The organism is Streptantibioticus silvisoli, assembly GCF_027947535.2.
Lineage (GTDB): Bacteria > Actinomycetota > Actinomycetes > Streptomycetales > Streptomycetaceae > Streptantibioticus_C > Streptantibioticus_C silvisoli.
Genome location: NZ_JAAGKO020000097.1, coordinates 1 through 16,485, shown reverse-complemented (window position 1 = coordinate 16,485; position 16,485 = coordinate 1). Strand labels below are relative to the sequence as shown.

The following is a 16,485-nucleotide window of genomic DNA, read 5'->3' as shown; positions in this document are numbered from 1 at the left end:
GGGGGGCGGGGGGCGCCCGGGCGGGGGAGCGGGGGGGGGGCGGGGGGTGGGGGGGTGGGTGGGCGGTCCGGATGCGAGCGTGGGTGCCAAGTGCGCCTCCCGGGGTCGGGCGGCCGCCGCCGCACCGCGCGTACGGTTCGCGTGGGACGTACGCGTGCGGGCGGGATTCCGCCGGTTGCTGTCCGGTTGTCCCCTCGTGCGGTCAGCAAACTCCGCGACTCGCCGGTAGTCCAGACCCCGGCGGGAGAAGACCTGGAAAACTCCCGCCGCCCCTGCGACCGGTGTCCCGGGGCGTCCCCTCGATCCCCGCGTACGGCGTACGCCTGTTCGGGCATACGCCGTACGCGCGACCGCGGACGCCCCCACAGGTGTCGCCGGCCGGCCGCGCGGTACGCTGCCCGCCCACCGGTGCCCGGCCCCCCGAGGCCGCAGATGCCGCCCGGTGCACGTCCGATCGGCCGGTTGTGCCCCGGCTTGCTTTGGGTTGCCCGCACTCGGGGCACTCGTCCCGAGCCGTCCCGCGTCGGATGTATGGACCCTAACTGACGAGTACGTGCAAATTATTTGTGATGCCCGGAATCGGAACACCGGGGCGGTCCCCCTCGTTGTCCTTACGTGAGCACGACACCAACAGTCCTCGCCGCCGAGCTGGCCGTCGCGTGGGCCGATATCCAACGGCACCACCCTGAGCTGCCGGACCTGGCCGCGCCCGAATCCCTCATCGGAGAGTCGTCGTCCGCCTGCGGCACCGAGCTCTCCTTCGAAAGGCTGCTGCACGAAGCCGTGCACGGCATCGCCGCCTCCCGCGGCGTCCGTGACACCTCGCGTGCGGGCCGCTATCACAACCGCCGATTCCTGGCGATCGCCGACGAACTGGGCCTGGACCACTCCGAGGAGCCGCATCCCAGCAGCGGCTTCTCCCTGGTGGTCCTGCGACCGGACACCAAACGCCGCTACCGCGCCACCCTGGAGCGGTTGCAGCGCGCGGTGAAGGCGCACGGAGTGGCGATCGCCGCCGACTCCAGCAGTTCCTTCCGCGGACCGGCCGCCCGGCACGGCTCGTCCGGCGGCGGCGTACGCGTCAAGGCGGTCTGCGACTGCGGCCGCAACGTCCGCGTGGTGCCGTCGGTCCTGGAGCAGGCGCCCATCATGTGCGGCGCCTGCGGCAAGCCGTTCCGCATCCCCGAGGTCGTCCCCGCCGCCTGACGCGGCGGGGGTCCGTACCCGGCCTCCCGAGGCATGCTTGACAGTGCCGAGGGGGGTGTGGATGCCGGGTGCGGAGGGCGTTGCGCCGTATGGCACAATGGTCAGCTGAGCACTCGGCAGCCGTGCAGGACCCCTCTCTCCTTCGGCTGACGCGTCCGTCGGGCAATCCGCTCCCACAACCCCACGTGAGATCCGGCTTGCCCAACCACGTCAAGACCAGGAGAACCCACTCCCGTGGCAGTCAAGATCAAGCTGAAGCGTCTGGGCAAGATCCGTTCGCCTCACTACCGCATCGTCGTCGCCGACTCCCGCACCCGCCGTGACGGCCGGGCGATCGAGGAGATCGGCCTGTACCACCCGGTGCAGAACCCGTCGCGCATCGAGGTCGACAGCGACCGCGCGCAGTACTGGCTGGGTGTCGGCGCGCAGCCGACCGAGCCGGTGCTCGCCATCCTGAAGAAGACCGGCGACTGGCAGAAGTTCCGGGGCGAGCCGGCCCCGGCCCCGCTGCTCCAGCCGGAGCCGAAGGCCGACAAGCGTGCCCTCTTCGAGGCCGCGGCCAAGGAGACCGCCGACGAGCCCAAGGGTGAGGCCATCACCCCCAAGGCCAAGAAGAGCGAGAAGAAGGCGGACGACGCGGCGGCCGCTGAGGCCGCCACCGAGTCGACCGAGTCCTGAGCATGCTTGAGGAGGCTCTCGAGCACCTCGTGAAGGGCATCGTCGACAACCCCGACGACGTGCAGGTCGCCGAGCGCACCCAGCGCCGCGGCCGGGTGCTGGAGGTCCGGGTCCACCCCGACGACCTCGGCAAGGTGATCGGCCGCAACGGCCGCACCGCCCGTGCGCTGCGCACCGTCGTCGGTGCCCTCGGTGGCCGTGGCATCCGCGTCGACCTCGTCGACGTGGACACGGTCAAGTGATAAGGCGGATCCCCGGGGGTGGGGCGGGACCGGCTCCGGCCGTTCCCGGCCCACGCTGTTGTCGGGCGCCCGCTGTTGTCGGGCCCTCTTCCTGCTCGGCTTCCTCTGCGGCTCTTCTTCGGCTCCTCTGCGATTTCCTGCTCGGCTTCCCGGTCGGCGAACTCCGGCCTCCCACCTCCCGCTCCCACCACCAGCCCCTCGCCCGCGACGGACTTCGGGTACGCAACGGAAAGGCGACACGCACGTGCAGCTAGTCGTAGGCCGGATCGGCCGCGCCCACGGAATCAAGGGCGAAGTGACGGTCGAGGTGCGCACCGACGAGCCGGAGCTGCGGCTCGGCCCCGGTGCCGTGCTGGCCACCGACCCGGCTGCCACCGGACCGCTCACCATCGCCACCGGCCGGGTGCACAGCGGCCGGCTGCTGCTGCGCTTCGAGGGCGTCGCCGACCGCACCGGCGCCGAGGGGCTGCGCAACACCCTGCTGATCGCCGAGGTCGACCCGGAGCAGACGCCGGACGACCCCGAGGAGTACTACGACCATCAGCTCGTCGACCTGGACGTCGTCACCACCGACGGCACCGAGATCGGCCGCATCGCCGAGATCTCCCACCTGCCCTACCAGGACCTGCTGATCGTCCGGCGGCCCGACGGCAGCGAGGTCATGATCCCGTTCGTCTCCGAGATCGTCCCGGAGATCGACCTCGACGCCCAGCGCGCCGTCGTCGACCCGCCGCCCGGCCTGCTGGACGGCCCGGAATCCGGCCGGAGCGCCGGGGGGGAGGTCTCCGACGGTGAGGTCTCCGGCGGTGAGGTCTCCAACGGTGAGGTCTCCGACGGTGAGGCCGACAACGGTGAGGCCGGCGGCGCCCGGGGTTCCGAGGGCGGGGCCACCGGGGGCGGGACCTCCGGCGGCGGGACCGGTGGGAGTCGGGAATCCGGCGGCCGGGACGCCTGATGCGGCTCGACGTCGTCACGATCTTCCCCGAGTACCTCGAACCGCTGAACGTCTCGCTGGTCGGCAAGGCCCGCGTCAACGGCCTGCTCGACGTGCGGGTGCACGACCTGCGGCAGTGGACGCACGACCGGCACAACACCGTCGACGACTCCCCGTACGGCGGCGGTCCCGGCATGGTCATGAAGCCCGATCCGTGGGGCGAGGCGCTGGACGCGGTGCGGGCCGACGGGGACCCCGGCATCGCGCCGGTGCTGGTGGTGCCGACGCCCAGCGGGCGCCCGTTCACCCAGGAACTGGCCGTCGAGCTGTCCGGCCGCCCGTGGCTGGTGTTCGCCCCGGCGCGGTACGAGGGCATCGACCGCCGGGTGATCGACGCGTACGCCGAGCAGTGGGAGGTCCACGAGGTCTCCATCGGCGACTACGTGCTGGCCGGCGGCGAGGCGGCGGTGCTGGTGATCACCGAGGCGGTCGCCCGCCTGCTGCCCGGCGTGCTGGGCAACGCCGAATCGCACCGGGACGACTCCTTCGCCCCCGGTGCGATGGCCGACCTGCTGGAGGGGCCGGTCTACACCAAGCCGCCGGTCTGGCGGGACCGCGACATCCCCGAGGTGCTGGTCAGCGGCCACCACGGCCGGATCGCCCGCTGGCGCCGCGACCAGGCGTTCCGCCGCACCGACGCCCATCGGCCCGACCTGATCGAGCGGTGCGACCCGGCCGCGCTGGACAAGTACGACCGCGCGCTGCTCGCCGAACTCGGCTGGGAGCAGCGCCCGGACGGCCGATTTGGGCGAGCGGCGCGGGCCGTGGAAGAATAGGCCGTTGCCGTACGCCGCCGCGCGCCCCCGCCACAGGGGGATCGACGCCCGGCAGGCGAACCGGCACCACTTCGCACTCACTTCGAACTTCCGCTGATGACCTGTGGCATCGGCGAGGAAAGCAGACGCTCATGTCCCAGCTGCTCGACGTCGTCGACGCCGCCTCCAAGCGCGACGACATCCCGGCCTTCCGCCCCGGTGACACCGTGAACGTCCACGTTCGCGTCATCGAGGGCAACCGCTCCCGTGTCCAGCAGTTCAAGGGTGTCGTCATCCGCCGCCAGGGTGCCGGCGTGCGCGAGACCTTCACCGTCCGCAAGGTCAGCTTCAGCGTCGGCGTGGAGCGCACCTTCCCGGTGCACACCCCGATCGTCGAGAAGATCGAGGTCGTCACCCGCGGTGACGTCCGTCGCGCCAAGCTGTACTACCTCCGTGAGCTGCGCGGCAAGGCCGCGAAGATCAAGGAGAAGCGCGACCACTGAGCCTCGGCCCGGACCACGGTCCGCCGGTCCCCGCCCGGTTCGGGCGGCCCGGCCGGACCCGTGCCCGTCGGCACAGGGTGTGCCGATAGGCTCAGCGCCCGATGGACACCGAAGTACGCAGCAGCGCGGATCGCGACCGCCCACCGGCCCTCGACGGCCGGGCCGGGCGGTCGCTTTCCGCTGTGCGGCACTGGTGGCGCGGGCTGGGGTTCTGGCAGGAGCTGGCACTGCTGGCCGTCATCTGCTGCACGGTGATCGCCCTGGTCAGCGCCTTCGTCGCCCAGCCGTTCCTGATCCCCAGCGGATCGATGGAGAACACCGTCAGGATCGGCGACCGGGTGCTGGTCGACAAGCTCGCCTACCGGTTCGGCGGCGCCCCGCGGCGCGGCGACGTCGTCGTCTTCGACGGCACCGGCTCCTTCGACTTCCGGACGCCGCCCCGGCAGAACCCGGCGGCGCACCTGGCACGCGAGGCGTTCAGCCTGGTCGGACTGGCGAACCCGGACGGTACGGACTACATCAAGCGGGTGGTGGGCATCGGCGGCGACCACGTGGCGTGCTGCGACAGGCAGGGGCGGATCACGGTGAACGGGCACGCGGTGACCGAGCCGTACCTGTACCCCGGGGACACCCCGTCGCAGGTCCCCTTCAGCATCCTGGTCCCGCCCGGCCAGCTGTGGGTCATGGGCGACCACCGCAGCGCCTCCAGCGACTCGCGGGCCCACCTCGGCGACCCCGGCGGCGGCACGGTCCCGGTCGGCAAGGTCATCGGCCGCGCCGACTGGATCGTCTGGCCGTTCGACCGCGCCGGTTCCCTGCGCCGCCCGCCCGCCTTCGACGGCGTTCCCGCGGCGCCCACCGCGTCCACCACGCCTGCCGGGGGTGCCCATGGGTAAGCGCGGCAAGCCCCGCAACGACCGGGACGGCTCCGGCGCGGAGAGAGCGGACGCCTCCGGGGGCGCCTCCGGGGGCGCCTCCGGCGGGGAGCGCTGGGAGGATTCCGGCGCGGAGGGATCGAATGGCTCCGGTGCGGGGAGCTGGGACGGCGCGTCGCATGGCTCGGCGGCGCCCGGTGCCGGTGCCGGCGCCCACGGTGCTGGTGCTCATGGTTCCGGTGCCCGTGCCGGTGGCGTGGCTGGGGCGTCGGGGGCTGCGGGCGGTACGGGACCTGGCGGTACGGGAACGAGTGGTGCGCCGGGCGGTGCGGCGCCGGGTGGTGCGGTGCCCGGGAGGATGGCGCCGGGCGGTGGGGTGCCTGGCGGTGCGGGAGCGGGGGTGCCCGGTGGTGGGGCCTCCGGCGGTGGGATGCCCGGCGGTGCGGCGCCCGGCGGTGCGGCGCCCGGTGGTGCGTACCCCGGCGGTGCGCGTCCCGGCGGTGCGCGTCCCGGCGGGGCTGGGGCGGCCGGGGCTGGGGCGGGCGGCGCAGGGGCGGGCGGTGCATATGATCCGACGTTCTTGTCGTATCACGGGACGCGGAACCTGGAGCCCGGACGCGCGCCCGGACCGGCCGCGGAGCACCCCGCGGCCCCCGAGGACACGCGGCGGAACGATACGCCGGACATCCGCGACGCCGTCCCCGCCGAGCGCGCCGGCGACTCGCGCGCCGACGCCGAGGACACCCCCGTGGAACACCTTCCGGACGCCGAGGAGGGTGACGACGGCGACGACGACGCGTCGGCCCTGGGACGCGGCCGGGCCCAGCGGCGGCAGGCGGCGCGGCGGATCAAGCGGCGCCGGCGCCGGTCGGCGGTGCGTGAGGTGCCGATCCTCATCGGGGTCGCGCTGGTCATCGCGCTGCTGCTGAAGACGTTCCTGGTCCAGGCGTTCGTGATTCCGTCCGGCTCGATGGAGGACACCCTGCGGGTCGGCGACCGCGTCCTGGTCGACAAGTTGACCCCCTGGTTCGGCGCCGAGCCGCACCGCGGTGACGTCGTGGTCTTCCAGGACCCGGGCGACTGGCTGAAGGGCGAGCCGGCGCCGAAGCCCGATCCGGAGGGCGTGCGGCAGGTCAAGGACTTCTTCTCGTTCATCGGCCTGCTGCCCTCCTCCGACCAGCAGGACCTGATCAAACGGGTCATCGCGGTCGGCGGCGACCGGGTCCAGTGCTGCGACATGCGCGGCCGGATCATGGTCAACGGGCACTCGCTCGACGAGCCGTACGTGGCCCCCGGCAACCCTCCGTCGCAGATCAAGTTCGACGTGAAGGTGCCGCCGGGCCGGCTCTGGGTCATGGGCGATCACCGCAGCGACTCCGCCGACTCCCGCTACCACATGGCCGAACCCGGGGGCGGAACGATCCCGGAGAGCCTGGTCGTCGGCAAGGCGTTCGTGGTCGGGTGGCCCGTTTCGCACTGGCGAAGACTCCAGGAACCTGGCACGTTCGCCTCCGTACCACCGCCGTACAACGCGGCGGGCGCGTCACTACCGGCCAAGGATGGCCAAGATTTGACTCAACTCCCGACTCCTGCGGAACTCCCGCTCGTTATGGGAGTGGTGGGCCTGTACCGCGTTCGGCGCAGGCCGTTTCGGCGTAGTGAGGAGTGGAAGTGGGGGACCTTGTGGTCGGCTCACGGTCCGGACCAGGCGAGCCGGAAGGCCGGGGCCCATCGGTGGGATCGCTTGAGGAGGAAGCCGTGGTGAACCCCGGCGACGCCCCGGGCGGCCCCGGTGGGCCGGAGGACCGGCACCTGCCCGCCGGGGATCCGGACGCGATCGCCCACGGCGGCGACGGCGGCGGCGGTGACGGTGAAGACGACGGCTACGGCGATGGTGAGGACGGCGGCAAGCACGCCGCCGACAAGCCGCGCTCGTTCTGGAAGGAACTGCCGATCCTCGTCGTGATCGCGCTGGTTCTCGCGCTGATCATCAAGACCTTCCTGGTCCAGGCGTTCTCCATCCCGTCCGACTCGATGCAGGACACCCTGCAGCGCGGCGACCGGGTGCTCGTCGACAAGCTCACCCCGTGGTTCGGCGACAAGCCGAGCCGCGGCGAGGTGGTCGTCTTCCACGACCCGGGCCACTGGCTGGACGGCGAGCCGCCGACCACCACCAACCCGGTCGCCGAGGGCGTGCAGAAGGCCCTCAGCTTCATCGGCCTGATGCCGTCCGCCACCGAGAAGGACCTGATCAAGCGGGTCATCGCGGTCGGCGGCGACACCGTGGAGTGCAAGGGCGGCGACAGCCCGGTCATCGTCAACGGCAAGCCGCTGAACGAGCCGTTCATCTACCCGGGCAACACCCCGTGCGGTGACAAGCCGTTCGGCCCGATCAAGATCCAGCCGGGCAAGATCTGGGTCATGGGCGACCACCGCCAGGACTCCGAGGACTCCCGCTACCACCAGGACCTGCCCGGCGGCGGTCAGGTGCCCGACAGCAAGGTCGTCGGCCGCGCCATCGTGATCGCCTGGCCGCTGAACCGGATCACCGACCTGCCGATTCCGGCCACCTACCACCAGTCCGGCATCGACGCCGCGGCCAGCGCCTCGGCCGGCGTGAGCCCGGCCGTCGGCGGTGTGATCGGCGCGGTTCCGCTGGTGCTGTGGCGCCGCCGCCGCATCCTCCGCACGGCGCGCCGGGGCTGACCCGGAACGCGCGTGCGGGCAATCCCCGGCGACCGATGGCGTACAGCGCCTCGGCCGCCGGGGATTCCGCGTGTGGGGGCGTGGACGTTTCGGGGGCGGGGCGGGGCGGGAGCGGGAATGGGAGCGGGAGCGGGGACAGGGGAGGCGGCCGGCGTGGGGCTTGCGGCGGGGCTGGGCCCCTGGGTTCCGGGGGTTTCCGGGAGGCTGTAGCTCCGGGTCGGAGCTACAGGGGATCGGCTCGTGTGATCGTCGGAAGATCCGGTCGGAGGATGGGCTGACCCGTCCTCTACCGCCGGGTAGGGTGAGCGCCCATGAGCACCGGCACACCCGCGAGCAGCGGCGGCAAGCGTCATCTCGGCAACGTTCTGTCCGGGCTGGCCGTGGCGCTGGGCTGCGTGTTGTTCCTCGGCGGGTTCGTCTGGGGAGCCGTGGAGTACGAGCCGTTCACGGTGCCGACCAACTCGATGCAGCCCACCGTCAACCCCAATGACCGGGTGCTCGCCCAGCGGACCCACGGCGTCGAGCCCCACCGGGGCGACGTGGTGGTCTTCAGCGACCCGGTCTGGGGCGACCTGCCGCTGGTCAAGCGGGTGGTCGGCGTCGGCGGTGACCACGTCGCCTGCTGCGACGCCGGCGGCCGGCTCACCGTCGACGGGAAGCCGATCACCGAGCCGTACCTCGACACCGACGACCGCGGCCGTGCTTCCGCCACGAAGTTCTCGCTGGCCGTACCGGCCGGGCGGCTGTTCCTGCTGGGCGACAACCGCCTGGTCTCCGAGGACTCCCGGGCCCACCTGATGGACGCCGACCACGGCACCGTTCCGGTCGCCGACGTCACGGCCCGGGTCGACGCCACGCTGTGGCCGATGGCACGCCTCGGTGAGCTGAAGCCGACCCACGCCTTCGCCGGGCTGCCCGGCGGTACGTCGTCGTCCGGCCCGCTGACCCTGATCGTCTGGTCGATCGTGCTCGGCGTGATCCTCATCTTCGGCGGCGCCGCCTACGGCCCGGTCGCCACCCTCTTCCGCCGCCTCGGGACCCGCCGCTCCCGGGTCCCGGTCGGCGGAACGGCATGACGCCGACCGGTGGGGACGGCATGGCGCCGACCGGTGGGGACGGCATGGCGCCGACCGGTGGGGACGGCATGGCGCCGACCGGTGCGCACAGCTCACCGGTGCGGCGGCGGGCGGCCCGCGTCGTACTGCTGGACCCGCGGGACCGGGTGCTGCTGCTGCACGGTTTCGAGCCGTCCGATCCGTCGACCACGTGGTGGTTCACGCCGGGCGGCGGGGTCGAGGCCGGGGAGGATCTGGAGACGGCCGCGGCGCGCGAGGTCGCGGAGGAGACCGGGATCACGCGGCTGATCCTGGGTCCGCTGATCTGGGAGCGGTCCTGCGCGTTCGATTTCGACGGGCGACGCTGGGAGCAGGACGAGTCCTACTTCCTGGCCCGCACCACCACGACCGCGGTGAACGACGCCGGCCACACGGAGCTGGAGCGGCGCACTGTGCGGGGTCTGCGCTGGTGGACCTGCGAGGAACTGTGCTCGACCCGTGAGACGGTATATCCGACCAGGCTGGCCGAGCTGCTGCGTAGGCTGCTTGCCGAGGGGCCCCCGCGGGCACCACTGGTGCTGGAGACTGAGATCGACTGAACGCACGACGATCCGCCGCGAGGGACCGTACGTCTGAAGGGGACATGCCATGAGCGCCGAGGACCTCGAAAAGTACGAGACCGAGATGGAGCTGAAGCTCTACCGGGAGTACCGCGACGTCGTCGGTCTGTTCAAGTTCGTGATCGAGACGGAACGGCGCTTCTACCTCACCAACGACTACGAGATGCAGGTGCACTCGGTCCAGGGCGAGGTCTTCTTCGAGGTCTCGATGGCGGACGCCTGGGTCTGGGACATGTACCGCCCGGCGCGCTTCGTCAAGCAGGTCCGCGTCCTGACCTTCAAGGACGTGAACATCGAGGAACTCAACAAGAGCGACCTCGACCTGCCCTCCGACGACAGCCGCTTCAACGGGTAGCCCTCGCTCGGACGAACGCCTCCGCCTCCGCCTCCGCCTCCGCCTCCGGCGCACGCGTTCCGGCATCGCGGACGGCCCCGGCCCCGGCGGACGGGATCCGCCTTCGGCGAACGGCTCCGGTTCCGGCGCCGACGGACGGTTCTCGCTTCGGTCGACGGTTCTGGCTTCGGCGGATGCTCCCGGTTTCATGTGACTGCCCTGGTTTCGGGGTTTCGGCGAACAGGATTGCTGGCGCGGCTGTGGGACAGCGCGCTCCTCGACAGTGTCCGCCCCGCGGAGGGCGCGCTGCCCTGGCCGGCGACGAGTTCAGCGCAAAGAGTGACCGACTTATCCACATCGCATCGCCTGTCCACCGTTTTCGACCATGATCATCTTTGGGCTTCCGCAACCGTCAGAGTCGGTCGCGGAGGTGGTTCGACATGAACGCGAAAACGGCACTCGGCCGCTACGGGGAGGACCTCGCCGTCCGGCGGCTCGCCGCGGCGGGCTGCGTGATCCTGGCCCGCAACTGGCGGCGCCGGACCGGTGAGGTCGACATCGTCGCCGTTGACGGCGACGCACTGGTGATCTGCGAGGTGAAGACCCGCAGAGCGGGACCGTACGAGGGCCCGATGGCGGCCGTCACGCCGACCAAGGCCGCCCGGCTGCGGGCCCTGGCCGAGATCTGGCTGACCGAACACGGCGGCACGCCACCGGGCGGGGTCAGGATCGACCTGGTCGGTGTGACACTCCCGCACCGGGGCGCCGCCCGGATCGAGCACGTGCGGGGGCTGACGTGATGGGTTTCGCCCGCACCTGCTCCGTGGCCCTGGTCGGAACCGAGGGTGTCGTGGTCGAGGTGCAGGCCGACCTCGAACCCGGCGTGGCCGCCTTCACCCTGGTCGGCCTGCCCGACAAGAGCCTCACCGAGAGCCGCGACCGGGTCCGCGCCGCCATCGTCAACAGCGGCGAGACCTGGCCGCAGAAGAAGCTCACCGTCGGCCTGAGCCCCGCCGCCGTCCCGAAATCCGGCAGCGGCTACGACCTGGCGGTGGCCTGCGCGGTCCTGGCCGCCTGCGAACGCATCGCGCCCGACGCCATCGCCGACCTGATGATGATCGGCGAACTCGGGCTCGACGGCCGGGTCCGCCCGGTGCGCGGGGTGCTGCCCGCCGTCCTCGCCGCCGCCGACGCCGGATACCGCCAGGTCGTGGTCGCCGAACGCACCGCTGCGGAGGCCGCCCTGGTACCGGACATGTCCGTGCTGGGCGTCCGCAGCCTGCGCCAGCTCATCGCGATCCTCAACGACGAACCCGTACCGGACGAGCCGCCCGACGACAGCGACCGCCCCGACCCGCTCGGCGCCGGTCTCGGTGCCCCGGGGATGTTCGCCGTCGGAGTGCCGCGCGGCGCCGTGCCGCCGGACATGGCCGATGTCGCCGGGCAGCCGCTGGCCCGCCAGGCGCTGGAGGTCGCCGCGGCCGGCGGCCACCACCTCTACCTGTCCGGTCCGCCCGGCGCCGGCAAGACCATGCTGGCCGAGCGGCTGCCCGGTCTGCTCCCGCCGCTGACCGCCCCGGAGGCCCTGGAGGTCACCGCCGTCCACTCGGTCGCCGGCATCCTGCCGCCGGGGCGTCCGCTCATCGAGACGGCGCCGTACTGCGCGCCGCACCACTCCGCCACCATGCCGGCCATCGTCGGCGGCGGCAGCGGACTGCCCCGGCCCGGCGCCATCTCGCTGGCGCACCGCGGGGTGCTCTTCCTCGACGAGGCCCCGGAGTTCAGCACCCAGGTCCTCGAAGCCCTCCGCCAGCCGCTGGAATCCGGTCACGTGGTGATCGCCCGGGCCGCCGGGGTCATGCGGCTGCCGGCCAGGTTCCTGCTGGTCTTCGCCGCCAACCCCTGCCCCTGCGGCCGGTCCGGCACCGTCGGCGGCGACTGCGCCTGCCCGCCCTCCGCGGTCCGCCGCTACCAGGGCAGACTCTCCGGCCCCCTGCTGGACCGCGTCGACCTGCGGGTCACCGTGGAGGCGGTCGGCCGCGCCGACCTGATCGGCGCCCGCGGTCCCAGCGAGTCCACCGCCGAGGTGGCCGCCCGGGTGCGCGCCGCCCGCGACCGCGCCGCGGCCCGCTACCGGGACCTGCCCTGGGCCACCAACAGCGAGGTCCCCGGCCACGAACTGCGCACCCGCTGGCGTCTGGCCCCCGGTGGCCTGCACGACGTCGAACGCGAGATGGAACGCGGCCTGCTCACCGCCCGCGGGCTCGACCGGGTGCTGCGCGTCGCCTGGACCGTGGCCGACCTCGCCGGGCACGACCGTCCCTGCCGCGACGACGTCGCCCGCGCCCTGCACCTGCGCACCGGCGTCCAGCGCGGCGTCCCCGTCAAGGCCGGGAGCGGGACATGACCGGACGCCACACGCCCGACCGGCTGGCCCGGGCCGCCCTCACCCGGATCGCCGACCCCGGCGACGAACACGTCGGCCGCTGGCTGCGCCGCCACGGCTCCGTCGCGACGCTCGCCATGATCACCGGTGACGACGCGCTGCCCGGCATCAGCGACCGGCGCACCGCTGGCTACCGGGTCCGCCGGGAACGGGCCGACCCGGAGAACGACCTGCGGGCCGCCGCCGCGCTCGGCTGCCGGTTCGTGTGCCCCGGCGACGAGGAGTGGCCGGCCCAGCTGGACGACCTGGGCGACCGCAGACCGATCGGCCTGTGGGTACGCGGCCGGCCCGGACTGCGCATGTGGTCGCTGCGCTCGGTCGCCGTGGTGGGGGCACGTGCCTGCGACTCCTACGGCACGCACGTCGCCGCCACCCTGGCCGGCGACCTCGCGGAGGCCGGCTGGACGGTGGTCTCCGGCGCGGCGTACGGGATCGACGCCGCCGCACACCGCGGCGCGCTCGCCGCGGGCGGTCCGACCTCGGCGGTGGTCGCCAGCGGAACCGACGTGCCGTACCCGCCGGGGCACGCCGAACTCATCGGGCGCATCGCCGAACAGGGCCTGGTCGTCGGCGAACTGCCGCCCGGCGCCCACCCCACCCGCGGCCGCTTCGTCCTGCGCAACCGGGTCATCGCCGCGCTGACCCGCGGCACGGTCGTGGTCGAGGCCCAACTGCGCAGCGGTTCCCTGGTCACCGCCCGCTGGGCCCGGGAGCTGGGCCGCGTCACCATGGGCGTGCCCGGCCCGGTCACCTCCGGTCTGTCCTGCGGGGTGCACGAACTCCTGCGCGGCGAGGCCCAGTTGGTCACCGATGCCGCCGACGTCATCGAGCTCGTCGGCTCGGTGGGGGAGGACCTCGCCCCGGCCCGGCACGGCCCCGTGCTCCCCCGTGACCTGCTCGCCCCGCCCGCCGCGGCCGTCCTCGAGGCGCTGCCCGGTCGCGGCAGCCGTTCCGCCCGCCGGATCGCGGAGGAGGCCGGCCGCGGTCTCGACGAGACCCTGAGCCGCCTGCACGAACTGCGCGCCCTCGGCTTCGTCCAGCGCGACGGCCCGGACTGGCGTCTCACCCCCGGCCCGCCGACTCCGCCGGGGTGACCCGCCCGCCTGCTCCGCCGGCCCGGGGCGGCCCGCCGGGTGACCGGAACGGCGGTGCTGTGCCTGCGTCAACACACCATCAGGTGACAAAAAGGTCCTTGACCTGGACCGATCCGATGGCGAGGTTAGGGGAATGACGACAGAACGCTTTAATACGCAACAGCGACGGGCGAGACCGGACGAACCGTCCGCCGGCTCGTCGCGTCCTGCGGCGGAACGTATCTGCGCCGCGCTCGCCCGGACGTCGTAGCGCTGAGCCATCTGTTCGTCACGCTACGCTCGCACCGAGAGAACCTCAGTCCCGACCTCGTTTTCCTCCTCCCTGCCTCACCCCCGCCACGGCAGAACGGTCTTCAAGGCGACGCATGCCTCAGCACACCTCCGGGCCCGACCGCGCGAGCGCGGCGACCGACGGCCGCGCGAGTCCGCCCCGGGCCCGGACCGCCGCCTCCGTCCCCTCCGACGCCACACCCCCCGACGCCACACCCTCCGCCCGTTCCTCCGTCACCAGCGCTGTCGACGAACTCTGGCGTTCCTACAAGGCCACCGGCGAACCCCGATTGCGCGAGCAGCTGATCCTGCACTACTCGCCGCTCGTCAAGTACGTCGCCGGCCGGGTCAGCGTCGGCCTGCCCCCCAACGTCGAGCAGGCGGACTTCGTCTCCTCCGGCGTCTTCGGCCTCATCGACGCCATCGAGAAGTTCGAGCCGGAACGATCCATCAAGTTCGAGACCTACGCCATCACCCGCATCCGCGGCGCCATGATCGACGAACTGCGCGCGCTGGACTGGATCCCCCGCTCGGTCCGCCAGAAGGCCCGGGCCGTCGAACGGGCCTACGCGACGCTGGAGGCCAAGTACCACCGCACCCCCTCGGAGACCGAGGTCGCCACCGAGATGGAGATCGGCGTCGAGGACCTGCACGCCATCTTCGGCCAGCTCTCCCTCGCCAACGTCGTCGCACTGGAGGAACTCCTGCACGCCGGCAGCGAGTCCGGCGACCGGCTCAGCCTCGTCGACACCCTGGAGGACCGCGCCGCCGACAACCCGGTCGAGGTCGCCGAGGACCGCGAACTGCGCCGCCTGCTCGCCCGTGCCGTCAGCACCCTGCCCGAACGCGAGAAGACCGTCGTCACCCTGTACTACTACGAGGGCCTCACCCTCGCCGAGATCGGCCAGGTACTCGGCGTCACCGAGAGCCGGGTCAGCCAGATCCACACCAAGTCCGTCCTCCAGCTCCGCGCCAAACTCGCCGACGTGGGACGCGGCTGAACACGCCACCGCCCGCTGTCCGTACAGTGGAGGCGTGCCCAGGATTCGAGCGGCCTCGGTGGCCGAGCACCGGACGATGCAACGCGACGCCCTGCTGGACGCCGCGCGAGCCCTGCTGTCCGAAGGCGGCACGGAGGCGCTGACCTTCCCCGCCCTCGCCGAACGCACCGGCCTGGCCCGCTCCTCCGTCTACGAGTACTTCCGCTCGCGCGCGGCCGTGGTCGAGGAGCTGTGCGCCGTGGACTTCCCGGTCTGGGCCGCCGAGGTCTCCGCTGCCATGGAGGCGGCCGACGCCGCCGAGGGCAAGATCGAGGCCTACGTCCGCCGCCAGCTCGACCTGGTCGGCGACCGCCGCCACCGTGCCGTCGTCACGATCGCGGCCGGCGAACTCGACGCCGGCGCCCGGGAGAAGATCCGCGCCGCGCACGGCGGCCTGGTCGCCATCCTGGTCGACGCCCTCAGCGAACTCGGCCACGGCGAGCCTCGCCTGACCGCCATGCTGCTCCAGGGCATCGTCGACGCCGCCGTCCGCCGCCTCGAACTCGGCGCCGCCGAGGACCCCGACCTCATCACCCGCGCCGCCGTCTCCATGGCCCTGCACGGCGCCGCCCCCACCGCCTGACCCCCCGGCCCGCCCTCCGTGCGGACCGCAGGCGGTACGCCCCGCACCGGCAGCAGTCGCGACGGCCCCCGGTGCCGCAGGGAGGCCGGCAGCAGCGTGAGCGGATCGAGGTAGGCGTCGCCCCGCAGCAGTCCCCAGTGCAGGCAGCCGTCGGGACAGTGGAAGGGGCCGGGCGCCAGGACGGCCACCACCTCGCCGGCGGCCACCTCCTGCCCCGGGCGGGCGCGCGGGCGTACCGGTTCGTAGGTGATCCGCAGCGGTGGGAGGCCGGACGCGGACAACTCCACGGAGAGCACGCCGCGCCCGGCGATCGTGCCGGCGAACACCACGCGGCCGGGTGCGGCCGCACGCACCGGTGTGCCCGGTGCCGCGGCCAGGTCGACGCCGCGGTGGCCGGCGGACCAGCGCCGCGCGGGAGGTTCGAAGCCGCGCAGCACCGCGGGCGGCTCGCGTCCTCCGGAGGCGCCCGGCACCGGCCAGGCCCGCGCTCCGGCCGTCATCGGCGGTCCGGCGTCGGTGGTCACGCCCCCGGTGCCGGGGTCACTGGTCCCGGGGTCACCGGTTCCGGGGTCGGCGCCGGTCGGCGGCCACCCCGCCGCCACGGGTGACCACGACAACGCGGGTGACCACGACAACGCGGGTGACCACGACAACGCGGGTGACCACGACAACGCGGGTGACCACGACAACGCGGGTGACCACGACACCGCGGCGGTCGGCAGCAACAGGGCCGTCCACAGCAGCATCGCCGCCGCCGGCATCACCGCCCACGGTCCGTGCGGTCCGGGGCGTCGGCGGTTTCCCGGGGTGGTTCGGGGCTGGTTCGGTGCGTTCACGGTGTTCATGCGCCAAGCGTGGTCCGGTTCGCCGGGTCAAGATGATCATGGTCGAAATCTGTGGACCACCTCCGGCTTGTGGACAACTCCGTCACCCCTGAGGCCCCGACCCCGGCCCCGACCCCGGCCACGGCAACGGCCACGGCCACGGCCCCGGATTTCGGCCTTCGCCCCGGAGCCGCGATCTCCTCGGCAACGTCGCCGGCCGGCAGCCGCACCGTCCAGCTCCCGCATCCCTGGTTCCAGCC

Annotated in this window: 17 protein-coding genes and 1 pseudogene; 17 read left to right on the top strand and 1 reads right to left on the bottom strand. The window is 73.1% G+C overall.

Annotated elements, in window-relative coordinates:
* Positions 1–615 precede the first annotated feature (615 nt).
* The 17 genes from POF43_RS33335 (at position 616) to POF43_RS33255 (ending at position 15,401) form a co-directional block, all read left to right on the top strand.
* Positions 616–1,206, top strand: a complete 591-nt coding sequence (locus tag POF43_RS33335) for a hypothetical protein (protein WP_271318412.1) — start codon at positions 616–618, stop codon at positions 1,204–1,206.
* A gap of 234 nt (positions 1,207–1,440) precedes the next feature.
* Positions 1,441–1,884: a 30S ribosomal protein S16 gene (rpsP, locus tag POF43_RS33330; protein ID WP_271325745.1), complete on the top strand. Its 444-nt coding sequence runs from the start codon at positions 1,441–1,443 to the stop codon at positions 1,882–1,884.
* A 2-nt stretch (positions 1,885–1,886) separates the two neighbouring features.
* Positions 1,887–2,126, top strand: coding sequence for an RNA-binding protein (locus tag POF43_RS33325; protein ID WP_282704930.1), 240 nt, complete (start codon positions 1,887–1,889; stop codon positions 2,124–2,126).
* Between the two features lie 244 nt (positions 2,127–2,370).
* Positions 2,371–3,081, top strand: a complete 711-nt coding sequence (gene rimM, locus POF43_RS33320) for a ribosome maturation factor RimM (RefSeq protein WP_282704929.1) — start codon at positions 2,371–2,373, stop codon at positions 3,079–3,081.
* Complete coding sequence (gene trmD / locus POF43_RS33315; protein WP_282704928.1) at positions 3,081–3,896, top strand: tRNA (guanosine(37)-N1)-methyltransferase TrmD; 816 nt, start codon at positions 3,081–3,083, stop codon at positions 3,894–3,896. The genes rimM and trmD overlap by 1 nt, the downstream gene beginning before the upstream one ends.
* Positions 3,897–4,027: 131 nt before the next feature.
* The gene (rplS, locus tag POF43_RS33310; protein ID WP_271318018.1) at positions 4,028–4,378 is read left to right on the top strand and encodes a 50S ribosomal protein L19; all 351 of its coding nucleotides are present in this window, start codon (positions 4,028–4,030) and stop codon (positions 4,376–4,378) included.
* A 101-nt stretch (positions 4,379–4,479) separates the two neighbouring features.
* Positions 4,480–5,274, top strand: a complete 795-nt coding sequence (gene lepB, locus POF43_RS33305) for a signal peptidase I (RefSeq protein ID WP_271325612.1) — start codon at positions 4,480–4,482, stop codon at positions 5,272–5,274.
* A gap of 727 nt (positions 5,275–6,001) precedes the next feature.
* Entirely contained in the window at positions 6,002–7,018 is a 1,017-nt protein-coding gene (gene lepB, locus POF43_RS33300; RefSeq protein ID WP_271318402.1) for a signal peptidase I, read from the top strand.
* On the top strand, positions 6,925–7,959 hold the full coding sequence (gene lepB, locus POF43_RS33295) for a signal peptidase I (RefSeq protein ID WP_271318401.1): 1,035 nt from the start codon (positions 6,925–6,927) through the stop codon (positions 7,957–7,959). The genes lepB (POF43_RS33300) and lepB (POF43_RS33295) overlap by 94 nt, the downstream gene beginning before the upstream one ends.
* 311 nt (positions 7,960–8,270) lie before the next feature.
* On the top strand, positions 8,271–9,035 hold the full coding sequence (lepB, locus tag POF43_RS33290; RefSeq protein WP_271316175.1) for a signal peptidase I: 765 nt from the start codon (positions 8,271–8,273) through the stop codon (positions 9,033–9,035).
* A gap of 44 nt (positions 9,036–9,079) precedes the next feature.
* The gene (locus tag POF43_RS33285; RefSeq protein WP_271324544.1) at positions 9,080–9,613 is read left to right on the top strand and encodes an NUDIX hydrolase; all 534 of its coding nucleotides are present in this window, start codon (positions 9,080–9,082) and stop codon (positions 9,611–9,613) included.
* Between the two features lie 49 nt (positions 9,614–9,662).
* Entirely contained in the window at positions 9,663–9,989 is a 327-nt protein-coding gene (locus POF43_RS33280; protein ID WP_271316177.1) for a DUF2469 domain-containing protein, read from the top strand.
* 419 nt (positions 9,990–10,408) lie between these two features.
* Entirely contained in the window at positions 10,409–10,768 is a 360-nt protein-coding gene (locus POF43_RS33275) for a YraN family protein (RefSeq protein WP_271324542.1), read from the top strand.
* The gene (locus tag POF43_RS33270) at positions 10,768–12,375 is read left to right on the top strand and encodes a YifB family Mg chelatase-like AAA ATPase (RefSeq protein ID WP_271316181.1); all 1,608 of its coding nucleotides are present in this window, start codon (positions 10,768–10,770) and stop codon (positions 12,373–12,375) included. The genes POF43_RS33275 and POF43_RS33270 overlap by 1 nt, the downstream gene beginning before the upstream one ends.
* Complete coding sequence (dprA, locus tag POF43_RS33265; protein WP_271324543.1) at positions 12,372–13,508, top strand: DNA-processing protein DprA; 1,137 nt, start codon at positions 12,372–12,374, stop codon at positions 13,506–13,508. The genes POF43_RS33270 and dprA overlap by 4 nt, the downstream gene beginning before the upstream one ends.
* Positions 13,509–13,873: 365 nt before the next feature.
* A complete protein-coding gene (gene whiG, locus POF43_RS33260; RefSeq protein WP_271316180.1) occupies positions 13,874–14,779 on the top strand; it encodes an RNA polymerase sigma factor WhiG in 906 nt (301 codons plus the stop codon).
* 58 nt (positions 14,780–14,837) lie between these two features.
* Positions 14,838–15,401: a TetR/AcrR family transcriptional regulator gene (locus tag POF43_RS33255; protein WP_282704931.1), complete on the top strand. Its 564-nt coding sequence runs from the start codon at positions 14,838–14,840 to the stop codon at positions 15,399–15,401.
* A gap of 161 nt (positions 15,402–15,562) precedes the next feature.
* On the opposite strand, the pseudogene POF43_RS33250 reads toward POF43_RS33255, so the two are convergent.
* Positions 15,563–15,901, bottom strand: a pseudogene (locus POF43_RS33250) (peptidoglycan DD-metalloendopeptidase family protein); the annotation flags it as partial.
* Between the last annotated feature and the right edge of the window lie 584 nt (positions 15,902–16,485).

Bases quoted from the DNA above. Each gene is read 5' to 3' on its own strand.
- POF43_RS33270 (WP_271316181.1), top strand. From the start codon at position 10,768: ATGGGTTTCGCCCGCACCTGCTCCGTGGCCCTGGTCGGAACCGAGGGT.
- trmD (WP_282704928.1), top strand. From the start codon at position 3,081: ATGCGGCTCGACGTCGTCACGATCTTCCCCGAGTACCTCGAACCGCTG.
- lepB (WP_271316175.1), top strand. From the start codon at position 8,271: ATGAGCACCGGCACACCCGCGAGCAGCGGCGGCAAGCGTCATCTCGGC.
- POF43_RS33325 (WP_282704930.1), top strand. From the start codon at position 1,887: ATGCTTGAGGAGGCTCTCGAGCACCTCGTGAAGGGCATCGTCGACAAC.
- POF43_RS33285 (WP_271324544.1), top strand. From the start codon at position 9,080: ATGGCGCCGACCGGTGGGGACGGCATGGCGCCGACCGGTGCGCACAGC.
- lepB (WP_271325612.1), top strand. From the start codon at position 4,480: ATGGACACCGAAGTACGCAGCAGCGCGGATCGCGACCGCCCACCGGCC.
- rplS (WP_271318018.1), top strand. From the start codon at position 4,028: ATGTCCCAGCTGCTCGACGTCGTCGACGCCGCCTCCAAGCGCGACGAC.
- POF43_RS33275 (WP_271324542.1), top strand. From the start codon at position 10,409: ATGAACGCGAAAACGGCACTCGGCCGCTACGGGGAGGACCTCGCCGTC.
- whiG (WP_271316180.1), top strand. From the start codon at position 13,874: ATGCCTCAGCACACCTCCGGGCCCGACCGCGCGAGCGCGGCGACCGAC.
- dprA (WP_271324543.1), top strand. From the start codon at position 12,372: ATGACCGGACGCCACACGCCCGACCGGCTGGCCCGGGCCGCCCTCACC.
- POF43_RS33280 (WP_271316177.1), top strand. From the start codon at position 9,663: ATGAGCGCCGAGGACCTCGAAAAGTACGAGACCGAGATGGAGCTGAAG.